Below are 14,429 nucleotides of genomic sequence, written 5' to 3' on the forward strand. Positions count from 1 at the left end.
GCCCGGCGCCGCCCCTGGGGTATGATCATCGGGCTCGGCACACGGCAACCGGAGGAGGTGGGTTCGATCCGCACCACGCAGGCAGGAAGCTCCCCCTCGGCAGCCGTACCACCGGCTCGGTCGTAGCGGCCGCGGGGAGCCTCCGCTCGGTTTCCCGGAAGGTCTTCATGTCGCTCGACCCCACTCTCCCCCTTCGCACCACCACCGTCTCCCGACTCCGCGCCGCGGGCTGCGTGTTCGCCGAGGACGAGGCGGAACTCCTCTTCTCCGCCGCCCGTGACACCACCGAACTCGACGTCCTCGTCGAGCGGCGGGCGGCCGGACTCCCCCTGGAACACGTCGTCGGCTGGGCCGAGTTCGGCGGGCTGCGCGTCGCCGTCGACCCGGGCGTGTTCGTGCCCCGGCGGCGCACCGAGTTCCTCGTCGAGCGGGCCGTGGCGCTCGCCTCGCCCGGCGCGCTCTGCGTCGACCTGTGCTGCGGCTCCGGCGCGGCCGGCGCGGTGCTGCTGTCGGCCGTCCCGGACGTCCGCGTGTACGCCGCGGACATCGAGCCCGCCGCCGTCCGCTGCGCCCGCCGGAACATCGAGCCGCGCGGCGGCCGGGTCTTCGAGGGCGATCTCTTCGCGCCGCTCCCGGACGACCTGCGCGGGCGGGTCGAGGTGCTGGTCGCCAACGTGCCGTACGTACCGACCGAGGAGGTCGGGCTGCTGCCGCCCGAGGCGCGGGAGCACGAGCCGCTCGTCGCGCTCGACGGCGGCGCGGACGGCCTCGACGTGCTGCGCCGGGTGGCCGCCGAGGCGCCGGAGTGGCTGGCGCCGGGCGGGCGGCTCTTCGTCGAGACGAGCGAGCGGCAGACCGGGGCGGCGGCCGACGCCGTCGCCGCGCACGGTCTGACGCCCGGGTTCGTCTCCTGCGAGGAGCGGTACGCGACCGTGCTCGTGGCGACCCGGCCGGCCTAGGCAGCTCAGCGGCCGAAGGTGTCGATGCCCTCGACCAGCCAGGTCCCGTCGCGGTGGACGACGTCCACCGCGAACATCGCGCCCGCGTAGACCCCCTGGTCCTGGGCCTGGGCCTTCGACCGCTGCTTCCCGGCCGTACTGACGCTGCTCTGGTCGGCGTAGACGAGGACGCGGGCGCGGTCGCCGTCGATCCGCTCGACCGCGCTGTCGGTGACGGTGGTCGTGATCACCGACTTCTGCTCGGCGGCCCGGGCGAGCACTCCGGCGAAGAGGGTCCGGTGCTGCTCGACGGCCTTGCCGGTGAGGAAGGCCTTCCCGGCCCGGTCGAAGGCGGCGGCGTCGGTGTGGTCGTAGGAGAAGAGGGCGGCGACGGCCACGGCCGTCTGCCCCTTGATCTCGCTGGTGCGGGCCGGGTCGGTGAGGGCCGTGTTCGCGCGCGCCGGGTCGTCGCGGAGCTCGCCCGCCCTGCCGTGCGCCCACCCCGCGAAGCCGCCGAGCAGGAGCGTCAGGGCGCAGAGGACGAGGAGGGGGGCGCGGTGCCGCGGTCGCCGTGCCGCCGTGCCGCCGTCCGCCTTCCCTTCCCGTGCCGCCCGCTCTTCCGGCTCTCCCGCTCCTTCCGGCTCCTCCGGCTCCTCCGGGCTCTCCGGCCTCTCCGGCTTCTCCCGTACGGGCTTGGCCGCCGTTCGCCGTCGCGTCTCCGGCTCGGGATCCGGCTCGGGCTCGATCAGAAGGCCGCCAGGGGCCTTGGAGTCGGGGGCCGGCTGGTCGGCGCGGGCCTGGCGGCGGCGCTGGCGGTTGAGGTGGTGGCGGGGCGTCGGCATGGTGCGGTGTCCTTTCGGGTGCTGGCGGCTCTCGCGGTACGGCCCGGGCGGCCCTTGCCCGTCAGCCGGTCGCCGTGCCGCCGACGGGGGCCTGCCCCAGACCGCTGAGCTTCCACTGCCCGTCGGCGCGGGTGAGTTCGCCCAGCATGCGGCTGTCCTTGTCGGTGCTCTTGCCGTCCGGCGTCGTGACGGTGACGCGCAGGGCGACGAGCAGCCGGGCCCGTCCCGAGCGGTCGTCGAGTTCCGTGACGGCGGCGGAGAGCACCCGGGCGGACGTCACCGTCTTCGCCGCCTTCACCTGACCCGCGAACTCCTCGCGCCCTTCGACGAGTTGCTCGTGGAGTCCGCCGGTCGTGGAGGACTCCCAGAGGTCGAGTCCCCGGTCGATCCGCCGGTGGTCGAGCGTGTTGAGGTTCTGGACGGCCTGCTCCCCCGCGGCGAGCGCCCGGTCGCGTTCCGCGGCGTAGGCGGCGGAGTCGTCGTGGGCGGCGGCGTACCAGCCCTGGCCGGTCCAGGCGGCGAAGCCACCCGCGGCGAGGGTGAGCACGAGGGCCGCGGCCAGGGCGGGCCGGGCGCCGGCCCGGGTGCGGACCGCGCGTGTCATGGGGTGCTCCCGTCTCCCGCTCATGGTCAGCGGGGCTTGATGTCGGTGATCAGCCAGCGGTCGTCCTGGAAGCGGGCGGTCACGGTGAGCTGGGCGGCCGCGGAGGTGGCGGCGCCCTTGTCCCGGTGCGAGACCTGGTCGAGGAAGACGAGGACGCGTGCGCCGTCCCCGTCGAGTTCGATCACGCCGGTGCGGACGGCCTGGGTGGAGAGGGTGATGCGCTGCTCGACGAGGCTCTCGCGGACCTGGGCGAAGAGCTCGCCGTACTGGCGGGCGGCGCGGCCGGCGAGGACGGTCGCGGCGTTGCGTTCGGCGGCGTCCGAGCTGGTCGGCGTGTAGGAGAAGATCCGGGCGAGCCCCTCGCCGACGTCGCCGCCGACGCGGGTGGTGGCGACGGTGTCGGTGAGCGCCTGGTTCCGCGCCGAGGGGGTGGTCCGGAGCTGGTGGGCGCCGTAGAAGAAGGCGCCGCCGCCGAGGAGGAGGGCGGTCAGGGCGGTGGCCAGGGCCACCCCGCGCCAGAGGCGGGCGGTGGGACGTCCGGTCCGCGGCTCCGGTCCGCCTTCGCCGGTCGCGGGCTCGGGCTCGGGCTCGGGCTCGCCGGGCACGGAATCGGCCTCACCGGTCACGGAATCGGCTTCGCCCGGAGCGAGTTCGGCCTCACCGGTCGCGGAGTCGGCCTTCCCGGAGCCGGGTTCGCCTTCCCCGGGCGCGGGTTCGGCTTCCTCCGGGGCGAGTTCGGTGTCGGGGGCCGGTGGTGTCGCGGTCATCCGGTCCGGTCCTCCTCGGTTCCGGCGACGGGGACGGCGCTGAGCGCCGACACCCGCCACGTGTGCTCGCCGGTGCGGGTCAGGACGGCCTCCAGGCGTTTGCGGTCGGTGGTGGCGGCGCCTCCCTGGGGGGTGACGTCGACGCTTACGGTCGCGATGAGCTTCGCGGTGCCGGCGCGGGTGTCGAGCGCGGTGAGGGCCGCCTCGGTGACGGTGGCGCGGGCCGAGGGGCCCACCGCGGGCTCGGTGCGGCCCAGTTCGGTGCGGAGCGGTCCGGTGGAGGCCTCGCGCCAGGCCTGGATGCCCGCTTCGGCGCGCTCGCGGGTGGAGGCGTCGAGGGTGTTCAGGACGGTGAGGCGCTGCCGCCCCTCGGCGAGGGCGGTGTCCCGTTCGCGGCCGAAGGCGAGCTCCCGGTCGGTGCGGGCCTGGGTGTAGGTCCAGGCGCCGGTGGAGCAGAAGCCCAGGGCGACGGCGAGGGCGCCGGCGGTGAGGAGCCCGGCCCGCCTCATCGGGTGCTCCCGGGCTTCAGGCCGAGGAGTCCGGCCATGTCCGTCGGGCCGTCGGTGTGACCCGGCAGCGCCAGGGCGCCCGGCAGGGGCCGCTCGGCGCCGGTGGCGCGGTCCGGGTCGCGCGGGCTCAGCGAGCCGGGGGCTCGGGCCGGGGCGGGCGCGGCATCGCCCCTCGGGGCGTGGGCGGAGCCGCGGACGTTGGTCCCGGACCCGGCGGGGCTGGTGCAGGCGGCGCCGGTGTTGAGGGCCGGCGCGGTGCCGAGGTCGAGGCCGTTGCGGTAGCGCGTACCACCGTAGCCGGAGGTGCAGGGCAGGGGCTTGAAGAAGGTGACGGCCAGGCCGATGCCGAGCCGTCCGCCGTCGACGGCGGTCGCTCCGGCGGAGACGGCCGCCGGGTACTTCACCAGGAGTTCCTCGATGCCGCGCTGGCGGGTGAGGGCGAGCTCGGAGGGGGTGAGGAGGTTGGCGAGGACGACGCTCAGGCTCGGGTCGAGATCGCTCAGGAGGCCGCTGAGCTGGCCGGCCGCGTCGGGAGTGACCGTGAGGAGCCTGCGGAGGTCGGCGTCGGAGCCCTTGAGGGTGGCGGCGAGTTCCCGGGCCCCGGTGGCGAAGTCCCGGATGGCGCGGCTCTCGTCGGCCTGGGTGCGCAGGACGACCTCGCCGTCCCGGATGAGGCGGGTGGTGGCGGGGAGGGAGCGGTCGGCGGCCTGGACGAAGGCGCTGCCGTTGTCGAGGAGGACCTGGAGGTCGTCACCGTGGCCCTCGAAGGCCTTGCCGAGTTCGTCGACGACCGTGCGCAGCGAGTCCAGGGGGACGGAGCGGGTCAGCTCGTCCATGCTGCCGAGCACGTCGGTGACGGGGGCCGGCACCTGGGTGTCGGACTGTTCGATGCGGGCGCCGTCGGCCAGGAAGGGACCGCCGTCGCTCTCGGGGCGCAGGTCGATGTACTGCTCGCCGACGGCGGAGAGTCCGGCGACGACGGCCTGGGCGTCGGCGGGGATCCCGGGGGCCGACTTCTTGATGCGCAGCTCGGCGACGACGCCGTCGGCGGTGAGGTCGATGGCGCCGACGCGGCCGACGGAGACGCCCCGGTAGGTGACGTCGGAGTGGGTGAACAGGCCGCCCGTGCGGGCGAGATGGACCCTGACGGTGTAGTGGTCGGCGACGCCGGCGTAGCGGCCGAGGTCGGCGTAGCGGACGCCGACGAAGGCGAGGACGGTGACGGCGATGACGAGGAAGGCGAGGTTCTTCAGCCGGACGGCACGGGTGATCACCGGTGCTCGCCTCCGTCCTTCGGGGTGATGGCCGGCAGGGGCAGGGGGGATCCCGTGCCCCTGCCCGTGCCCTGTCGCCGGTCGGCGGGCGCGCCCGGGTCCGTCGGGGCGGGGGTGGTCGGGGCGGGGGTGGGGGTGGGGTCGGCCTTCGGGACGAGCGGGGGGATCACCTCGGTGCCGGGTTCGGCGGCGAGGTGGAGGTAGGTGTTGAGGTAGTCGCCCTTGATGCCCTTCGTCACCTCGTCGGTGAAGGGGTAGGTGAGGAGGACCTGGAGCGAGTCGGGGAGGTCGGCGCCGGCGTCGGCGAGGGCCGTCAGGGTGGGGGCGAGGGCCTTGAGGTCGGCGATCATGTCCTTCTTGCTCGCCTCGACGGTGGAGACGGCGACGCCGGAGAGGGTGTCCAGGGCGCGGAGCATGGTGAGGAGGGAACCCCGCTGGTTCTCCAGGGTCTTCAGGCCGGGCGAGAGGTCGGTGAGGATGGTGTCCACGTCCTTCTTGCGGCCGGCGAGGGTGGTGGAGAGCCGGTTGAGGCCGTCGAGGGCGCGGGTGATGTCGCCGCGGTGCGCGTCCAGGGTCTTCACCAGGGTGTCGACCCGCCGGAGCATGGAGCGGACCTCGGGCTCGCGGCCGCCGAGCGCCGCGTTCAGTTCGCGGGTGATGGTCTTGAGCTGGTTGACGCCGCCGCCGTTGAGCAGGAGGGAGAGGGCGCCGAACACCTCCTCGACCTCGGTGTCGCGGCTGGTGCGGGCGAGCGGGATGACGCTGCCGTCGGCGAGGCGGGCGCCGGTGTCCCGGCGGGCGGCGGTCCGCTGGACGCCGCCGCGTGGTGGGGCGCCGGCGGGCGGGGCGACGAGCTGGACGTACTTCTCGCCGAGGAGGCTGGACTGTTCGACGCGGGCGCCGGTGTCGGCGGGCAGCCGCACCTCGCCGTTGATCTTCAGGGTGACGCGGGCGGTCCAGGTGCCGGGGTCCAGTGCGATGGCGGTGACGCGGCCGACGGCGACGTCGTTGACCTTGACCGCGGACTGCGGCACCAGGCTGAGGACGTCGGCGATCTCGGCGGTGACCGTGTAGGGGTGGTCGCCGAGGTCGGCGCCGCCGGGCAGCGGCAGGTCCTGGACGCCGTCGAAGCGGACGGACGGCACGGGGAGCGCGCCGAGGGCGACGGCCAGGCCGAGGCCGAGCGCGACCGCGCCGGCGGCTCCGGTGCCGGCGGCCCTGGCCGAGGGCAGGCGGGGGCGTCTCACCGGTCCTCCTCTGCGGGGCTCGTGGGCGTTCCGCCGGTCGCGGAGGCTCCGGTGACGGGCAGCGGGAGCAGCGGGCCGCCCATGCTGATCTCGTTGAGGTTGGCGCGGCCGTCGATGGTGCGGGTGGTCTCGTCGTAGGCGTTGACGAGGTTGCCGGCGGCGAGCGGGGCGACGTCGAGGGCCTCCGCGAGGGAGGCGCGCTGGTCGACGAGGGTCCGGGTGAGCGGGACGAGCCGGTCGACGTTCTTCTTCAGTTCGCCGCGGTGGTCCTTGATGAAGGTCTTCACCTGGGCGAGGGCCTTGCCGAGTTCCTTGAGGGCTCCGGCGAGGTCGTCCTTGTTCTCGGCGAAGTAGCCGACGACCTCGTCGAGGCGTTCCTGGGCGGTGCGGACGTCGGTGTCCTTCTCCTTGAGCATGGTGGTGAAGGTCTGGAGCTGTCCGAGGGTGGCGAAGAGGTCCTCGCTGCTGCCGTCGAGGGTCTTGGCGGCCTTGCCGAAGCGGTCGATGGAGGTGCCGATGGCGGCGCCGTTGCCCTTGAGGTTCCTCGCGCCGGTGTCGAGGAGGGCGGAGAGGGCTCCGGCGGAGTTGGCGCCGTCGGGGCCGAGCGCCTCGCTCAGGTCGGTGATCGAGGCGTACAGCTGGTCGATCTCGACGGGGGTGCGGTTGCGGGAGGCGGGGAGTTCGGCGCCGTCGCCGAGGGCGGGTCCCTCGCGGTAGGCGGGGCTGAGCTGGACGTACCGGTCGGCGACGATGCTGGGGGCGACGACGAGGGCGCGGGCGTCGGCGGGGACGCGGACGCCCTCGTCGAGGCGGAGGGCGACGCGCACGCGGGTGCCCTGGGGCTCCACGGACTCGACCTCTCCGACGCGGACGCCGAGGACGCGCAGGTCGGAGCCGGCGTAGATGCCGACGGCGCGGTCGAAGTAGGCGGTGACCCGGATGCCGTCCTCGTCGAGGGCGCGGACGGTGACGAGGCCGCAGGCGGCGAGCACCGCGAGGGCGAGGCCCGTGACGAGGGGTCTTCTGGTCCTGGTCATCGCGCACCGCTCCCCTTCGCCTTGGTCCGCTGGTTCGGCGGCATGCACCCGGACTTGGGCAGGGAGCCCTCGGGCAGGTAGTTCCGGGGCACGACTCCGCACAGGTAGCTGTCGAACCAGCGGCCGTTGCCGAGGGTGTTGCCGACGAGCCGGTAGTACGGGCCGACGAGCGCGAGCGTCTTGTCGAGCTGCCCGCTGTTCTTCTCCAGGACGCCGGTGACCCGGTCGAGCGCCTTCAGGGTGGGGCCGAGCTGCCGCTCGTTGTCGCCGACGAGGCCGCTCAGTTCGGTGCCGAGGGCGCGGCTGCCCTTGAGCAGGGCGCGGACGGCGTCGCGGCGCTTCCGGAGTTCGCCGAGAAGGGAGCCGCCGTCCTCCAGGAGCACCTCGAAGCTGGACTTCTTGTCCTTGAGGGTCCTGGTGAAGGTGTCGCTGTTCTTCAGGAGGCGGGCGAGTTCGGTGTCGCGCTTGGAGACGGTCAGCGACAGCGCGGACAGGCCGTCGGCGGCGCTGCGCACGTGCGGCGGCGAGTCCTTGAAGGTGTCGGAGATGGTGCGGAAGCTCTCGGCGAGCTTCCCGGTGTCGATGTCGTCGATGGTGCCGCCGAGGTCCTGGAAGGCCTGGGTCACGTCGTACGGGGACGTGGTGCGGGAGAGCGGGATGCGGGTCCCGGGGTCCTGGCGGGCGGAGCCCAGCGGGTCGAGGGCGAGGTACTTCTCGCCGAGGAGGGTCTTGATGGCGATGGCGGCGGTGGACCGGTCCCCGACCCAGGCGTCGCCGGCCTCGAAGGTCACCTTGACCTTGGGGCCGTCGAGGGTGACGTCGGTGACCTCGCCGACCTTGACGCCGGCGATGCGGACCTCGTCGCCGGCGTCGAGCCCGGCGGACTCGGAGAAGTCGGCGCTGTAGGAGGTGTCGCCGCCGACGAGGGGGAGCCGGTCGACGTTGTACGCGAGGGCGGCGAGGAGGCCGAGGAGGAGGAGTCCGACGACGGCGACCCCGAGGGGGTCGCGTTCCTTCACCGGCTTGATCCGGCCGAGGAGGCGGCTCATCCGCGGCACCTCGGTTCGGTCACGGCGATGCCGGTCGGCGGCTTGGAGCCGTCGGAGGTCGTGACGCCGCTCACGCGCGCCTCGCAGAGGTAGAGGTTGAACCAGGAGCCGTACGACGAGAGGCGGGCCAGGGCCGTCAGCTTGCCGGGGGTGCGGGCGAGGAACCGCTCGATGCTCGGGGTGTGCGCGCCGAGGGTGCCGGAGAGCCTGCCGAGTTCGCGGATGTCCTTCTTGAGGGGGGCGCGCCCGTCCTGGAGGAGCCCGGCGGTCGTGGTGGTGAGGTCGCCCATGGCCTGGACCGCCTCGCCGAGGGGCTTGCGGTCGGTGTTGAAGCCGGTGACGAGCTTCTGGAGGGTGACGACGAGGTCCTCGAAGCCGGTCTCCCGGTCGTTGAGGGTGGTGAGGACGGTGTTGAGGTGGGTGACGACCTCTCCGATGACCTTGTCCTTGGCGGCGACGGTCCTGGTGAGGGAGCCGATGTGGCGCAGCAGGCTGTCGACGGTGCCGCTCTCGCCCTGGAGGACCTGGACGAGGGAGCCGGCGAGGTCGTTGACGTCGGCGGGCGAGAGGCCCTCGAAGAGCGGCTTGAAGCCGTTGAAGAGCAGGGTCAGGTCGAGGGCGGGGGTGGTGCGGTCGAGCGGGATGGTCTCGCCGTCCGCCAGGGTGCCGGTGAGGTCCCCGCTGCCGCGGCCGAGGGAGACGTACCGCTGGCCGACCATGTTGAGGTACTTGACGCCCGCGGTGGCGGAGCGGGGCAGCGGGCGGTCCTCGCGGACCGAGAAGGTCACCTGGGCGGTGCGCCGGTCGACGACGCGGACGTCGGTCACCTCGCCGACCTTCACGCCCGCGACGCGCACCGAGTCGCCGGCGACGAGGCCGGTGACGTCGGTGAAGAGCGCCTTGTAGGAGTGGGTGGCGGAGCCGACGCCGGTGTTGGCGACGCTGAAGCCGAGCACGGTGGTGGCCACCGCTGTGACCAGTACGAACGCCAGGGACTTGAGGACGGTGCCGGTGAGTCCTCGGCGGCGCGAGTACGCCGCTTGCTTGGCCTTCATCGCAGGGTCACCTCCGTTCCGCGGAAGGCGGGGCCGGCGAGCAGGCTGCTCCACTCCGGCAGGTCGCCGGGGTGCTTGCCGGCGGCGGGGGCGAGGAGTTCGGTGACGAGGTCGTTCTCCTGCGGGGAGTTGGCGGGGCCGAGGTCCTGGTCGGCCGCGGCGGACGCGCGGGCGGCGGGGGCGACGGGGACGCCGAGGTAGGGCACGGGGTAGCAGCGGGGGCCGCCGCCGGAGCCGTACCGGGGGGCGTCGCGGCCGGGGACGTACGCGCCGCGTGAGGGCACGGCGGTCACGTTCACGTGCAGTCCCGGGCGGTCGGTGCCCTTGCCGAGCGCCTTGTCCATGGCGGGGACGAACTGGGCGAGGGTGCGCAGGGTGCAGGGGAAGGACGAGGAGTACTCGGCGAGCAGCTCCAGGGTGGGCCTGCCGGTGGCGCTGAGCCGGATGACGGTGTTCCTGTTCTTCCGCAGGAAGGCGGTGAGGTCCTGGGCCGCGCGGGTGGTGGCGCCGAGGGTGCCGGAGAGCGCCGCCTCCTTCTCGGCGAGGGTGCCGCTGGTGGTGGTGAAGTCGGTGAGCGCGGTGAGGATGTCCGGGGCGGCGTCCGCGTAGACGTGGCTGACCTTCACGAGTTCCTTGAGGTCCCGGGTGAGGGCGGGCAGTTGGGGGTTGAACCGCTTCAGGTGGGCGTCGAGCCGGGCGAGGGTGTCGCCGAGCTTCTCGCCGCGGCCTTCGAGGGCCTGGGAGACGGCCGACAGGGTGGCGGAGAGCTTCTGCGGCTGGACGGCGGTGAGCATCGGCAGCAGGTTGTCGAGGACCTGCTGGAGTTCGACGGCGTTGCCGGAGCGGTCCTCGGGGATGACGGCTCCGGCGCCGAGCGGCTCCGGGGAGGGGTTCGCGGGCGGTACGAGGGCGACGAACCGCTCGCCGAAGAGCGTGGTCGGCAGCATCTGCGCGCGGACGTCCGCGGGGACGTGGCCGAGGGCGCCGGGCCGCATGGCGAGGGTGAGCCGGGCGCCGGTGTCGGTGGCGTCGATGGCGCGGACCTCGCCGACGACGACGCCGCGGAGCTTCACCTCGGCGCCGAGGTGCATCTCGTTTCCGACGCTGCCGGTCTCGACGGTGATCGGATCGGAGTCGGTGAACCTCTTGTCGTAGACGGCGACCGCCAGCCACGCGAGCAGGGCGGGGACCAGCAGGAAGACGACGCCGGCGGAGCGGCGGCGCAGGGTCTGGCCTCGTGGAGCGTTCATCTCACCCCGCCACCTTCACGGTCGTGGTCGCGCCCCAGAGGGCCAGCGACAGGAAGAAGTCGGTGACGCTGATCAGCACGATGGCGTTGCGCACGGAGCGGCCGACGGCGATGCCGACGCCGGCGGGGCCGCCGGACGCGCGGAAGCCGTAGTAGCAGTGCGCGACGATCACCATCACGCTGAAGATCAGCACTTTGAGCATGGACAGCAGGACGTCGGTCGGGGACAGGAACAGGTTGAAGTAGTGGTCGTACGTGCCCTGGGACTGGCCGTTGAAGAGGACCGTGACGTAGCGGGAGGCCAGGTAGGAGGAGAGCAGGCCGACCGCGTAGAGCGGGACGATGGCGACGACGCCCGCGATGATCCGGGTGGTGACCAGGTAGGGCATGGAGCGGATGCCCATGCCTTCGAGGGCGTCGACCTCCTCGTTGATGCGCATGGCGCCGAGCTGGGCGGTGAAGCCGGCGCCGACGGTCGCGGAGAGGGCGAGGCCGGCGACGAGCGGGGCGATCTCGCGGGTGTTGAAGTAGGCGGAGACGAAGCCGGTGAAGGCGGCGGTGCCGATCTGTTCGAGGGCGGCGTAGCCCTGGAGTCCGACGACGGTGCCGGTGAAGAGCGTCATCGCGATCATGACGCCGATGGTGCCGCCGACGACGCCGAGGCCGCCGGAGCCGAAGGCGACCTCGGCGAGCAGCCGCTGGACCTCCCTGAGGTAGCGGCGCAGGGTCCTGGGGACCCAGAGCAGGGCCCTGGCGTAGAAGAGGAGCTGGTCGCCGGAGCGGTCGAGCCAGCCGAGCGGGGAGGCCATCGTCTCAGCCCCCCTTCGGCGGGACGATCTGGAGGTAGATGCCCGTCAGCACCATGTTCACGAAGAAGAGCAGCATGAAGGTGATGACGACGGCCTGGTTGACGGCGTCGCCGACGCCCTTGGGCCCGCCGCGCGGGTTGAGCCCCCGGTAGGCGGCGACGATGCCCGCGATGAACCCGAAGACCAGCGCCTTCAGTTCGCTGATGTAGAGGTCGGGGAGCTGGGCGAGGGCGGAGAAGCTGGAGAGGTACGCGCCGGGGGTGCCGCCCTGGAGCACGATGTTGAAGAAGTAGCCGCCCAGGGTGCCGACGACGGAGACCATGCCGTTGAGGAGGACGGCGACGGCCATGGTGGCGAGGACGCGCGGGACGACCAGGCGCTGCACCGGCGAGACGCCCATGACCTCCATCGCGTCCAGCTCCTCGCGGATCTTGCGGGAACCGAGGTCGGCGCAGATCGCGGAGCCGGCGGCGCCGGCGATCAGGAGCGCGACGATGAGCGGGCTGGCCTGCTGGATGACGGCGAGGACGGAGGCGCCGCCGGTGAAGGACTGGGCACCCAGCTGCTGGGTGAGCGAGCCGACCTGGAGGGCGATCACGGCGCCGAACGGGATGGAGACGAGCGCGGCCGGCAGGATCGTGACGCTGGCGACGAACCAGAACTGCTCGATGAACTCCCGGAACTGGAAGGGCCTGCGGAAGACGGCCCGGGTCACCTCGGCGGCGAGCGCGAAGAGGCGGCCGGTCTGCCGCAGCGCCCCGCCGATCACGTGCCGCTCCCGGGGGACGGCAGGGAGAGGGTCCGCGCGGCGGCGTGCCGCGCGTAGGTGTCCTGGATGGCGGCGCGGGCGGCGGGCGGCAGGGTGTCCAGCATGGCGAGGACCCGCTCGCGGCGGCGTACGACGGCGGCGCGCGGGGGCAGTCCCGGCGAGGGCTCCAGCTGCGGGACGATGACGCGGGGCCCGTCGGGGTGGCCGGCGGGGGCGCTGTCCGCCTCGGCGGCGAGGGCGGCGGCGTCCTTCTCCTCGGACATGCCGATGGGGCCTTCGCGGCGGCCGGCAAGGAACTGGGTGACGACCGGTTCGTCGCTGGTGAGGAGCACTTCGCGGGGGCCGAAGGTGACCAGGTTCCGCCGGAAGAACATCCCCATGTTGTCGGGGACGGTCGCCGCGATGTCGAGGTTGTGGGTGACGATCAGCATCGTCGCGTCGATCCGCGCGTTCAGGTCGATGAGCAGCTGGGAGAGGTACGCGGTGCGGACCGGGTCCAGGCCGGAGTCCGGTTCGTCGCAGAGCACGATCTGGGGGTCGAGCACCAGCGCGCGGGCCAGGCCGGCGCGCTTGCGCATGCCGCCGCTGATCTCGCCCGGCAGCTTGCCCTCGGCGCCGAGCAGGCCGACGAGTTCGATGCGTTCCATGACGATGCGCCGGATCTCGGACTCCCGCTTGCGGGTGTGCTCGCGCAGCGGGAAGGCGATGTTGTCGAAGAGCGTCATGGAGCCGAAGAGGGCGCCGTCCTGGAACATGAGGCCGAAGAGCTTCCGGGTCTCGTAGATGTCCCGTTCCCGGCCGCCGACCATGTCGACGCCGTTGATGAGGACCCGCCCCTGTTGGGGTTTCAGGAGGCCGATGAGCGATTTCAGGAAGACCGTCTTGCCGGTTCCGGAAGGGCCGAGCATCACGCTCACCTCTCCGGCCGGCAACGTCAGCGACACGTCCTGCCAGATGTTCTGCTTGCCGAAGGACATGGTCAGTCCCTCAACGACTACTTCGATTCCCATCCCACCTCCAGCAAGCGTGCGTGACGCGTGCGCCGCGGGCGCACGGTAGGCCGTTCCGGATCACCCGGACAATAGCTGTGGCGCAAAATCATTGATCCGCTTCCGCGTTTGTCACCGCGAAGACAAAGTAGGCGGTCCCTCTTGTCTCCGTGGCGACAGAATGGGGCGCCGACCTGCGACTGAGCGTCGACTCCCGGGAACGCTACGGCCGAGTAACCTCGCGGGGCAATACCGTATCCGGAGTTTTCGCGGAACAGGCCCCGGAGGGGGCCCCTTTGTCAGGGGGGAGACAATTCCGCAGGCCGACTTGTCACCGGTCGGAGGAATACGGGGACCGGAGTCGCGGAACACCGTCCCGACCTCGCATGATCGATCAGAATTGTCGACATTACGCACTCCGGAACCAAGCGTATTCCCGCCATCGCTCACCCCCTTGACAGGCAATACGGCCACTTCAAAGAATCATGGTTCGCGCCATTGTTCGGCTAAGTTTCCCGCAAGTAACGTCTCGTTTCGCGGCAGGGAATCTGACAGGCCGCCGGCCTCTCTGCCCCCACCGCAGCACCCCCACCGAAGCACCCTCTGCCGGTCAATCCCCAAGGAGAGTCCCAGAGTCATGAAGAAGTCGATCAGAAACATCGCCGTGGTCGCGGGAGCCGCGTCGGCCGCGTTCGCCCTCGCCGTGAGCCCCGCCTCCGCGGTGCCCTCGACGGTCTGGACCGTCAGCCCGAACCCGGCCAGCATCACCGCGGTCAACAGCGGGAACATCGTCCTCAGCGTCAACGGCCTCGCCATGACGTGTACGAAGTCGAACGGCGCGGGCACGGGCGCCAGCACCACCGGCAACCCGGCCACCGTCGGCCAGATCACCTCCATCGCCTTCGGTGCCACCGGCGCGCCCTGCACCAGCGTCCTGGGCCCGGTGACCACGGTCCCGACCACCCCCTGGACGATCGTGGCGCAGGACTACACCGCCGCGACCGGCGTCACCAAGGGCTACGTCGGCAACGTCGACGCCAAGGTGACCGTCGGCGCCTGTGTCTTCCGCGTCACGGGCAAGGCGTCGAGCACGTACACCAACTCGACGGGCGCGCTCGCCGTCAGCAGCCTCGCGGGCGAGCTCACCGTCGTGTCGTCGAGCGGCTGCGGCGCGGCGGTCCCGGTCGGCGCCAAGCCGATCTTCAAGGGCACGTACCTCTTCAAGGCGGGCGCCACGATCCCGACGATCGTCGGCTCCAACCCGTAAGGCATCGGGAACCCGCGTCCGTCC

15 protein-coding genes are annotated in these 14,429 nt (G+C 72.6%); 2 read left to right on the forward strand and 13 right to left on the reverse strand.

Annotation, left to right across the window (positions count from 1 at the left end):
• The first annotated feature begins 167 nt into the window (after positions 1-167).
• A complete protein-coding gene (locus ACFQ8C_RS27250; RefSeq protein WP_383462223.1) occupies positions 168-959 on the forward strand; it encodes a putative protein N(5)-glutamine methyltransferase in 792 nt (263 codons plus the stop codon).
• Positions 960-964: 5 nt separating this feature from the next.
• On the opposite strand, the gene ACFQ8C_RS27255 is transcribed toward ACFQ8C_RS27250, so the two are convergent.
• The 13 genes from ACFQ8C_RS27255 to ACFQ8C_RS27315 all read right to left on the reverse strand — a co-directional run bounded on the left by ACFQ8C_RS27255 (position 965) and on the right by ACFQ8C_RS27315 (position 13,159).
• Entirely contained in the window at positions 965-1,780 is an 816-nt protein-coding gene (locus ACFQ8C_RS27255; RefSeq protein WP_383462225.1) for a hypothetical protein, read from the reverse strand.
• Between the two features lie 61 nt (positions 1,781-1,841).
• Positions 1,842-2,384, reverse strand: a complete 543-nt coding sequence (locus ACFQ8C_RS27260; RefSeq protein ID WP_383462227.1) for a hypothetical protein — start codon at positions 2,382-2,384, stop codon at positions 1,842-1,844.
• A 26-nt stretch (positions 2,385-2,410) separates the two neighbouring features.
• Positions 2,411-3,151, reverse strand: coding sequence for a hypothetical protein (locus ACFQ8C_RS27265; RefSeq protein WP_383462229.1), 741 nt, complete (start codon positions 3,149-3,151; stop codon positions 2,411-2,413).
• Positions 3,148-3,660 (reverse strand): hypothetical protein, encoded by a 513-nt coding sequence (locus tag ACFQ8C_RS27270; protein WP_383462230.1) that lies wholly within the window; start codon positions 3,658-3,660, stop codon positions 3,148-3,150. The genes ACFQ8C_RS27265 and ACFQ8C_RS27270 overlap by 4 nt, the downstream gene beginning before the upstream one ends.
• Complete coding sequence (locus ACFQ8C_RS27275) at positions 3,657-4,934, reverse strand: MCE family protein (RefSeq protein WP_383462232.1); 1,278 nt, start codon at positions 4,932-4,934, stop codon at positions 3,657-3,659. Before ACFQ8C_RS27275 ends, ACFQ8C_RS27270 begins: the two co-directional genes overlap by 4 nt.
• The gene (locus ACFQ8C_RS27280; RefSeq protein ID WP_383462234.1) at positions 4,931-6,181 is read right to left on the reverse strand and encodes an MCE family protein; all 1,251 of its coding nucleotides are present in this window, start codon (positions 6,179-6,181) and stop codon (positions 4,931-4,933) included. The genes ACFQ8C_RS27275 and ACFQ8C_RS27280 overlap by 4 nt, the downstream gene beginning before the upstream one ends.
• Complete coding sequence (locus ACFQ8C_RS27285) at positions 6,178-7,218, reverse strand: MCE family protein (protein ID WP_383462236.1); 1,041 nt, start codon at positions 7,216-7,218, stop codon at positions 6,178-6,180. Before ACFQ8C_RS27285 ends, ACFQ8C_RS27280 begins: the two co-directional genes overlap by 4 nt.
• Positions 7,215-8,267 (reverse strand): MCE family protein, encoded by a 1,053-nt coding sequence (locus tag ACFQ8C_RS27290; protein ID WP_383462238.1) that lies wholly within the window; start codon positions 8,265-8,267, stop codon positions 7,215-7,217. Before ACFQ8C_RS27290 ends, ACFQ8C_RS27285 begins: the two co-directional genes overlap by 4 nt.
• Positions 8,264-9,322, reverse strand: coding sequence for an MCE family protein (locus ACFQ8C_RS27295; protein ID WP_383462240.1), 1,059 nt, complete (start codon positions 9,320-9,322; stop codon positions 8,264-8,266). Before ACFQ8C_RS27295 ends, ACFQ8C_RS27290 begins: the two co-directional genes overlap by 4 nt.
• Positions 9,319-10,572, reverse strand: a complete 1,254-nt coding sequence (locus tag ACFQ8C_RS27300) for an MCE family protein (protein ID WP_383462241.1) — start codon at positions 10,570-10,572, stop codon at positions 9,319-9,321. Before ACFQ8C_RS27300 ends, ACFQ8C_RS27295 begins: the two co-directional genes overlap by 4 nt.
• A 1-nt stretch (position 10,573) precedes the next feature.
• Entirely contained in the window at positions 10,574-11,380 is an 807-nt protein-coding gene (locus tag ACFQ8C_RS27305; protein WP_383462243.1) for an MlaE family ABC transporter permease, read from the reverse strand.
• Positions 11,381-11,384: 4 nt separating this feature from the next.
• Positions 11,385-12,149 (reverse strand): MlaE family ABC transporter permease, encoded by a 765-nt coding sequence (locus ACFQ8C_RS27310; RefSeq protein WP_383462245.1) that lies wholly within the window; start codon positions 12,147-12,149, stop codon positions 11,385-11,387.
• Positions 12,146-13,159, reverse strand: a complete 1,014-nt coding sequence (locus tag ACFQ8C_RS27315; RefSeq protein ID WP_383462247.1) for an ABC transporter ATP-binding protein — start codon at positions 13,157-13,159, stop codon at positions 12,146-12,148. Before ACFQ8C_RS27315 ends, ACFQ8C_RS27310 begins: the two co-directional genes overlap by 4 nt.
• A 616-nt stretch (positions 13,160-13,775) precedes the next feature.
• Here ACFQ8C_RS27315 and ACFQ8C_RS27320 point away from each other — a divergent pair.
• Positions 13,776-14,405 (forward strand): hypothetical protein, encoded by a 630-nt coding sequence (locus ACFQ8C_RS27320; protein WP_383462249.1) that lies wholly within the window; start codon positions 13,776-13,778, stop codon positions 14,403-14,405.
• Positions 14,406-14,429: the final 24 nt, after the last annotated feature.

It is taken from the genome of Streptomyces sp. NPDC056503 (assembly GCF_042794995.1).
Lineage (GTDB): Bacteria > Actinomycetota > Actinomycetes > Streptomycetales > Streptomycetaceae > Streptomyces.

Excerpts from the sequence above, each read along its gene's own strand:
- ACFQ8C_RS27290 (WP_383462238.1), bottom strand. The coding sequence starts at position 8,267 with ATGAGCCGCCTCCTCGGCCGGATCAAGCCGGTGAAGGAACGCGACCCC.
- ACFQ8C_RS27260 (WP_383462227.1), bottom strand. The coding sequence starts at position 2,384 with ATGACACGCGCGGTCCGCACCCGGGCCGGCGCCCGGCCCGCCCTGGCC.
- ACFQ8C_RS27295 (WP_383462240.1), bottom strand. The coding sequence starts at position 9,322 with ATGAAGGCCAAGCAAGCGGCGTACTCGCGCCGCCGAGGACTCACCGGC.
- ACFQ8C_RS27285 (WP_383462236.1), bottom strand. The coding sequence starts at position 7,218 with ATGACCAGGACCAGAAGACCCCTCGTCACGGGCCTCGCCCTCGCGGTG.
- ACFQ8C_RS27250 (WP_383462223.1), top strand. The coding sequence starts at position 168 with ATGTCGCTCGACCCCACTCTCCCCCTTCGCACCACCACCGTCTCCCGA.
- ACFQ8C_RS27300 (WP_383462241.1), bottom strand. The coding sequence starts at position 10,572 with ATGAACGCTCCACGAGGCCAGACCCTGCGCCGCCGCTCCGCCGGCGTC.
- ACFQ8C_RS27305 (WP_383462243.1), bottom strand. The coding sequence starts at position 11,380 with ATGGCCTCCCCGCTCGGCTGGCTCGACCGCTCCGGCGACCAGCTCCTC.
- ACFQ8C_RS27255 (WP_383462225.1), bottom strand. The coding sequence starts at position 1,780 with ATGCCGACGCCCCGCCACCACCTCAACCGCCAGCGCCGCCGCCAGGCC.
- ACFQ8C_RS27320 (WP_383462249.1), top strand. The coding sequence starts at position 13,776 with ATGAAGAAGTCGATCAGAAACATCGCCGTGGTCGCGGGAGCCGCGTCG.
- ACFQ8C_RS27315 (WP_383462247.1), bottom strand. The coding sequence starts at position 13,159 with ATGGGAATCGAAGTAGTCGTTGAGGGACTGACCATGTCCTTCGGCAAG.
- ACFQ8C_RS27270 (WP_383462230.1), bottom strand. The coding sequence starts at position 3,660 with ATGAGGCGGGCCGGGCTCCTCACCGCCGGCGCCCTCGCCGTCGCCCTG.
- ACFQ8C_RS27265 (WP_383462229.1), bottom strand. The coding sequence starts at position 3,151 with ATGACCGCGACACCACCGGCCCCCGACACCGAACTCGCCCCGGAGGAA.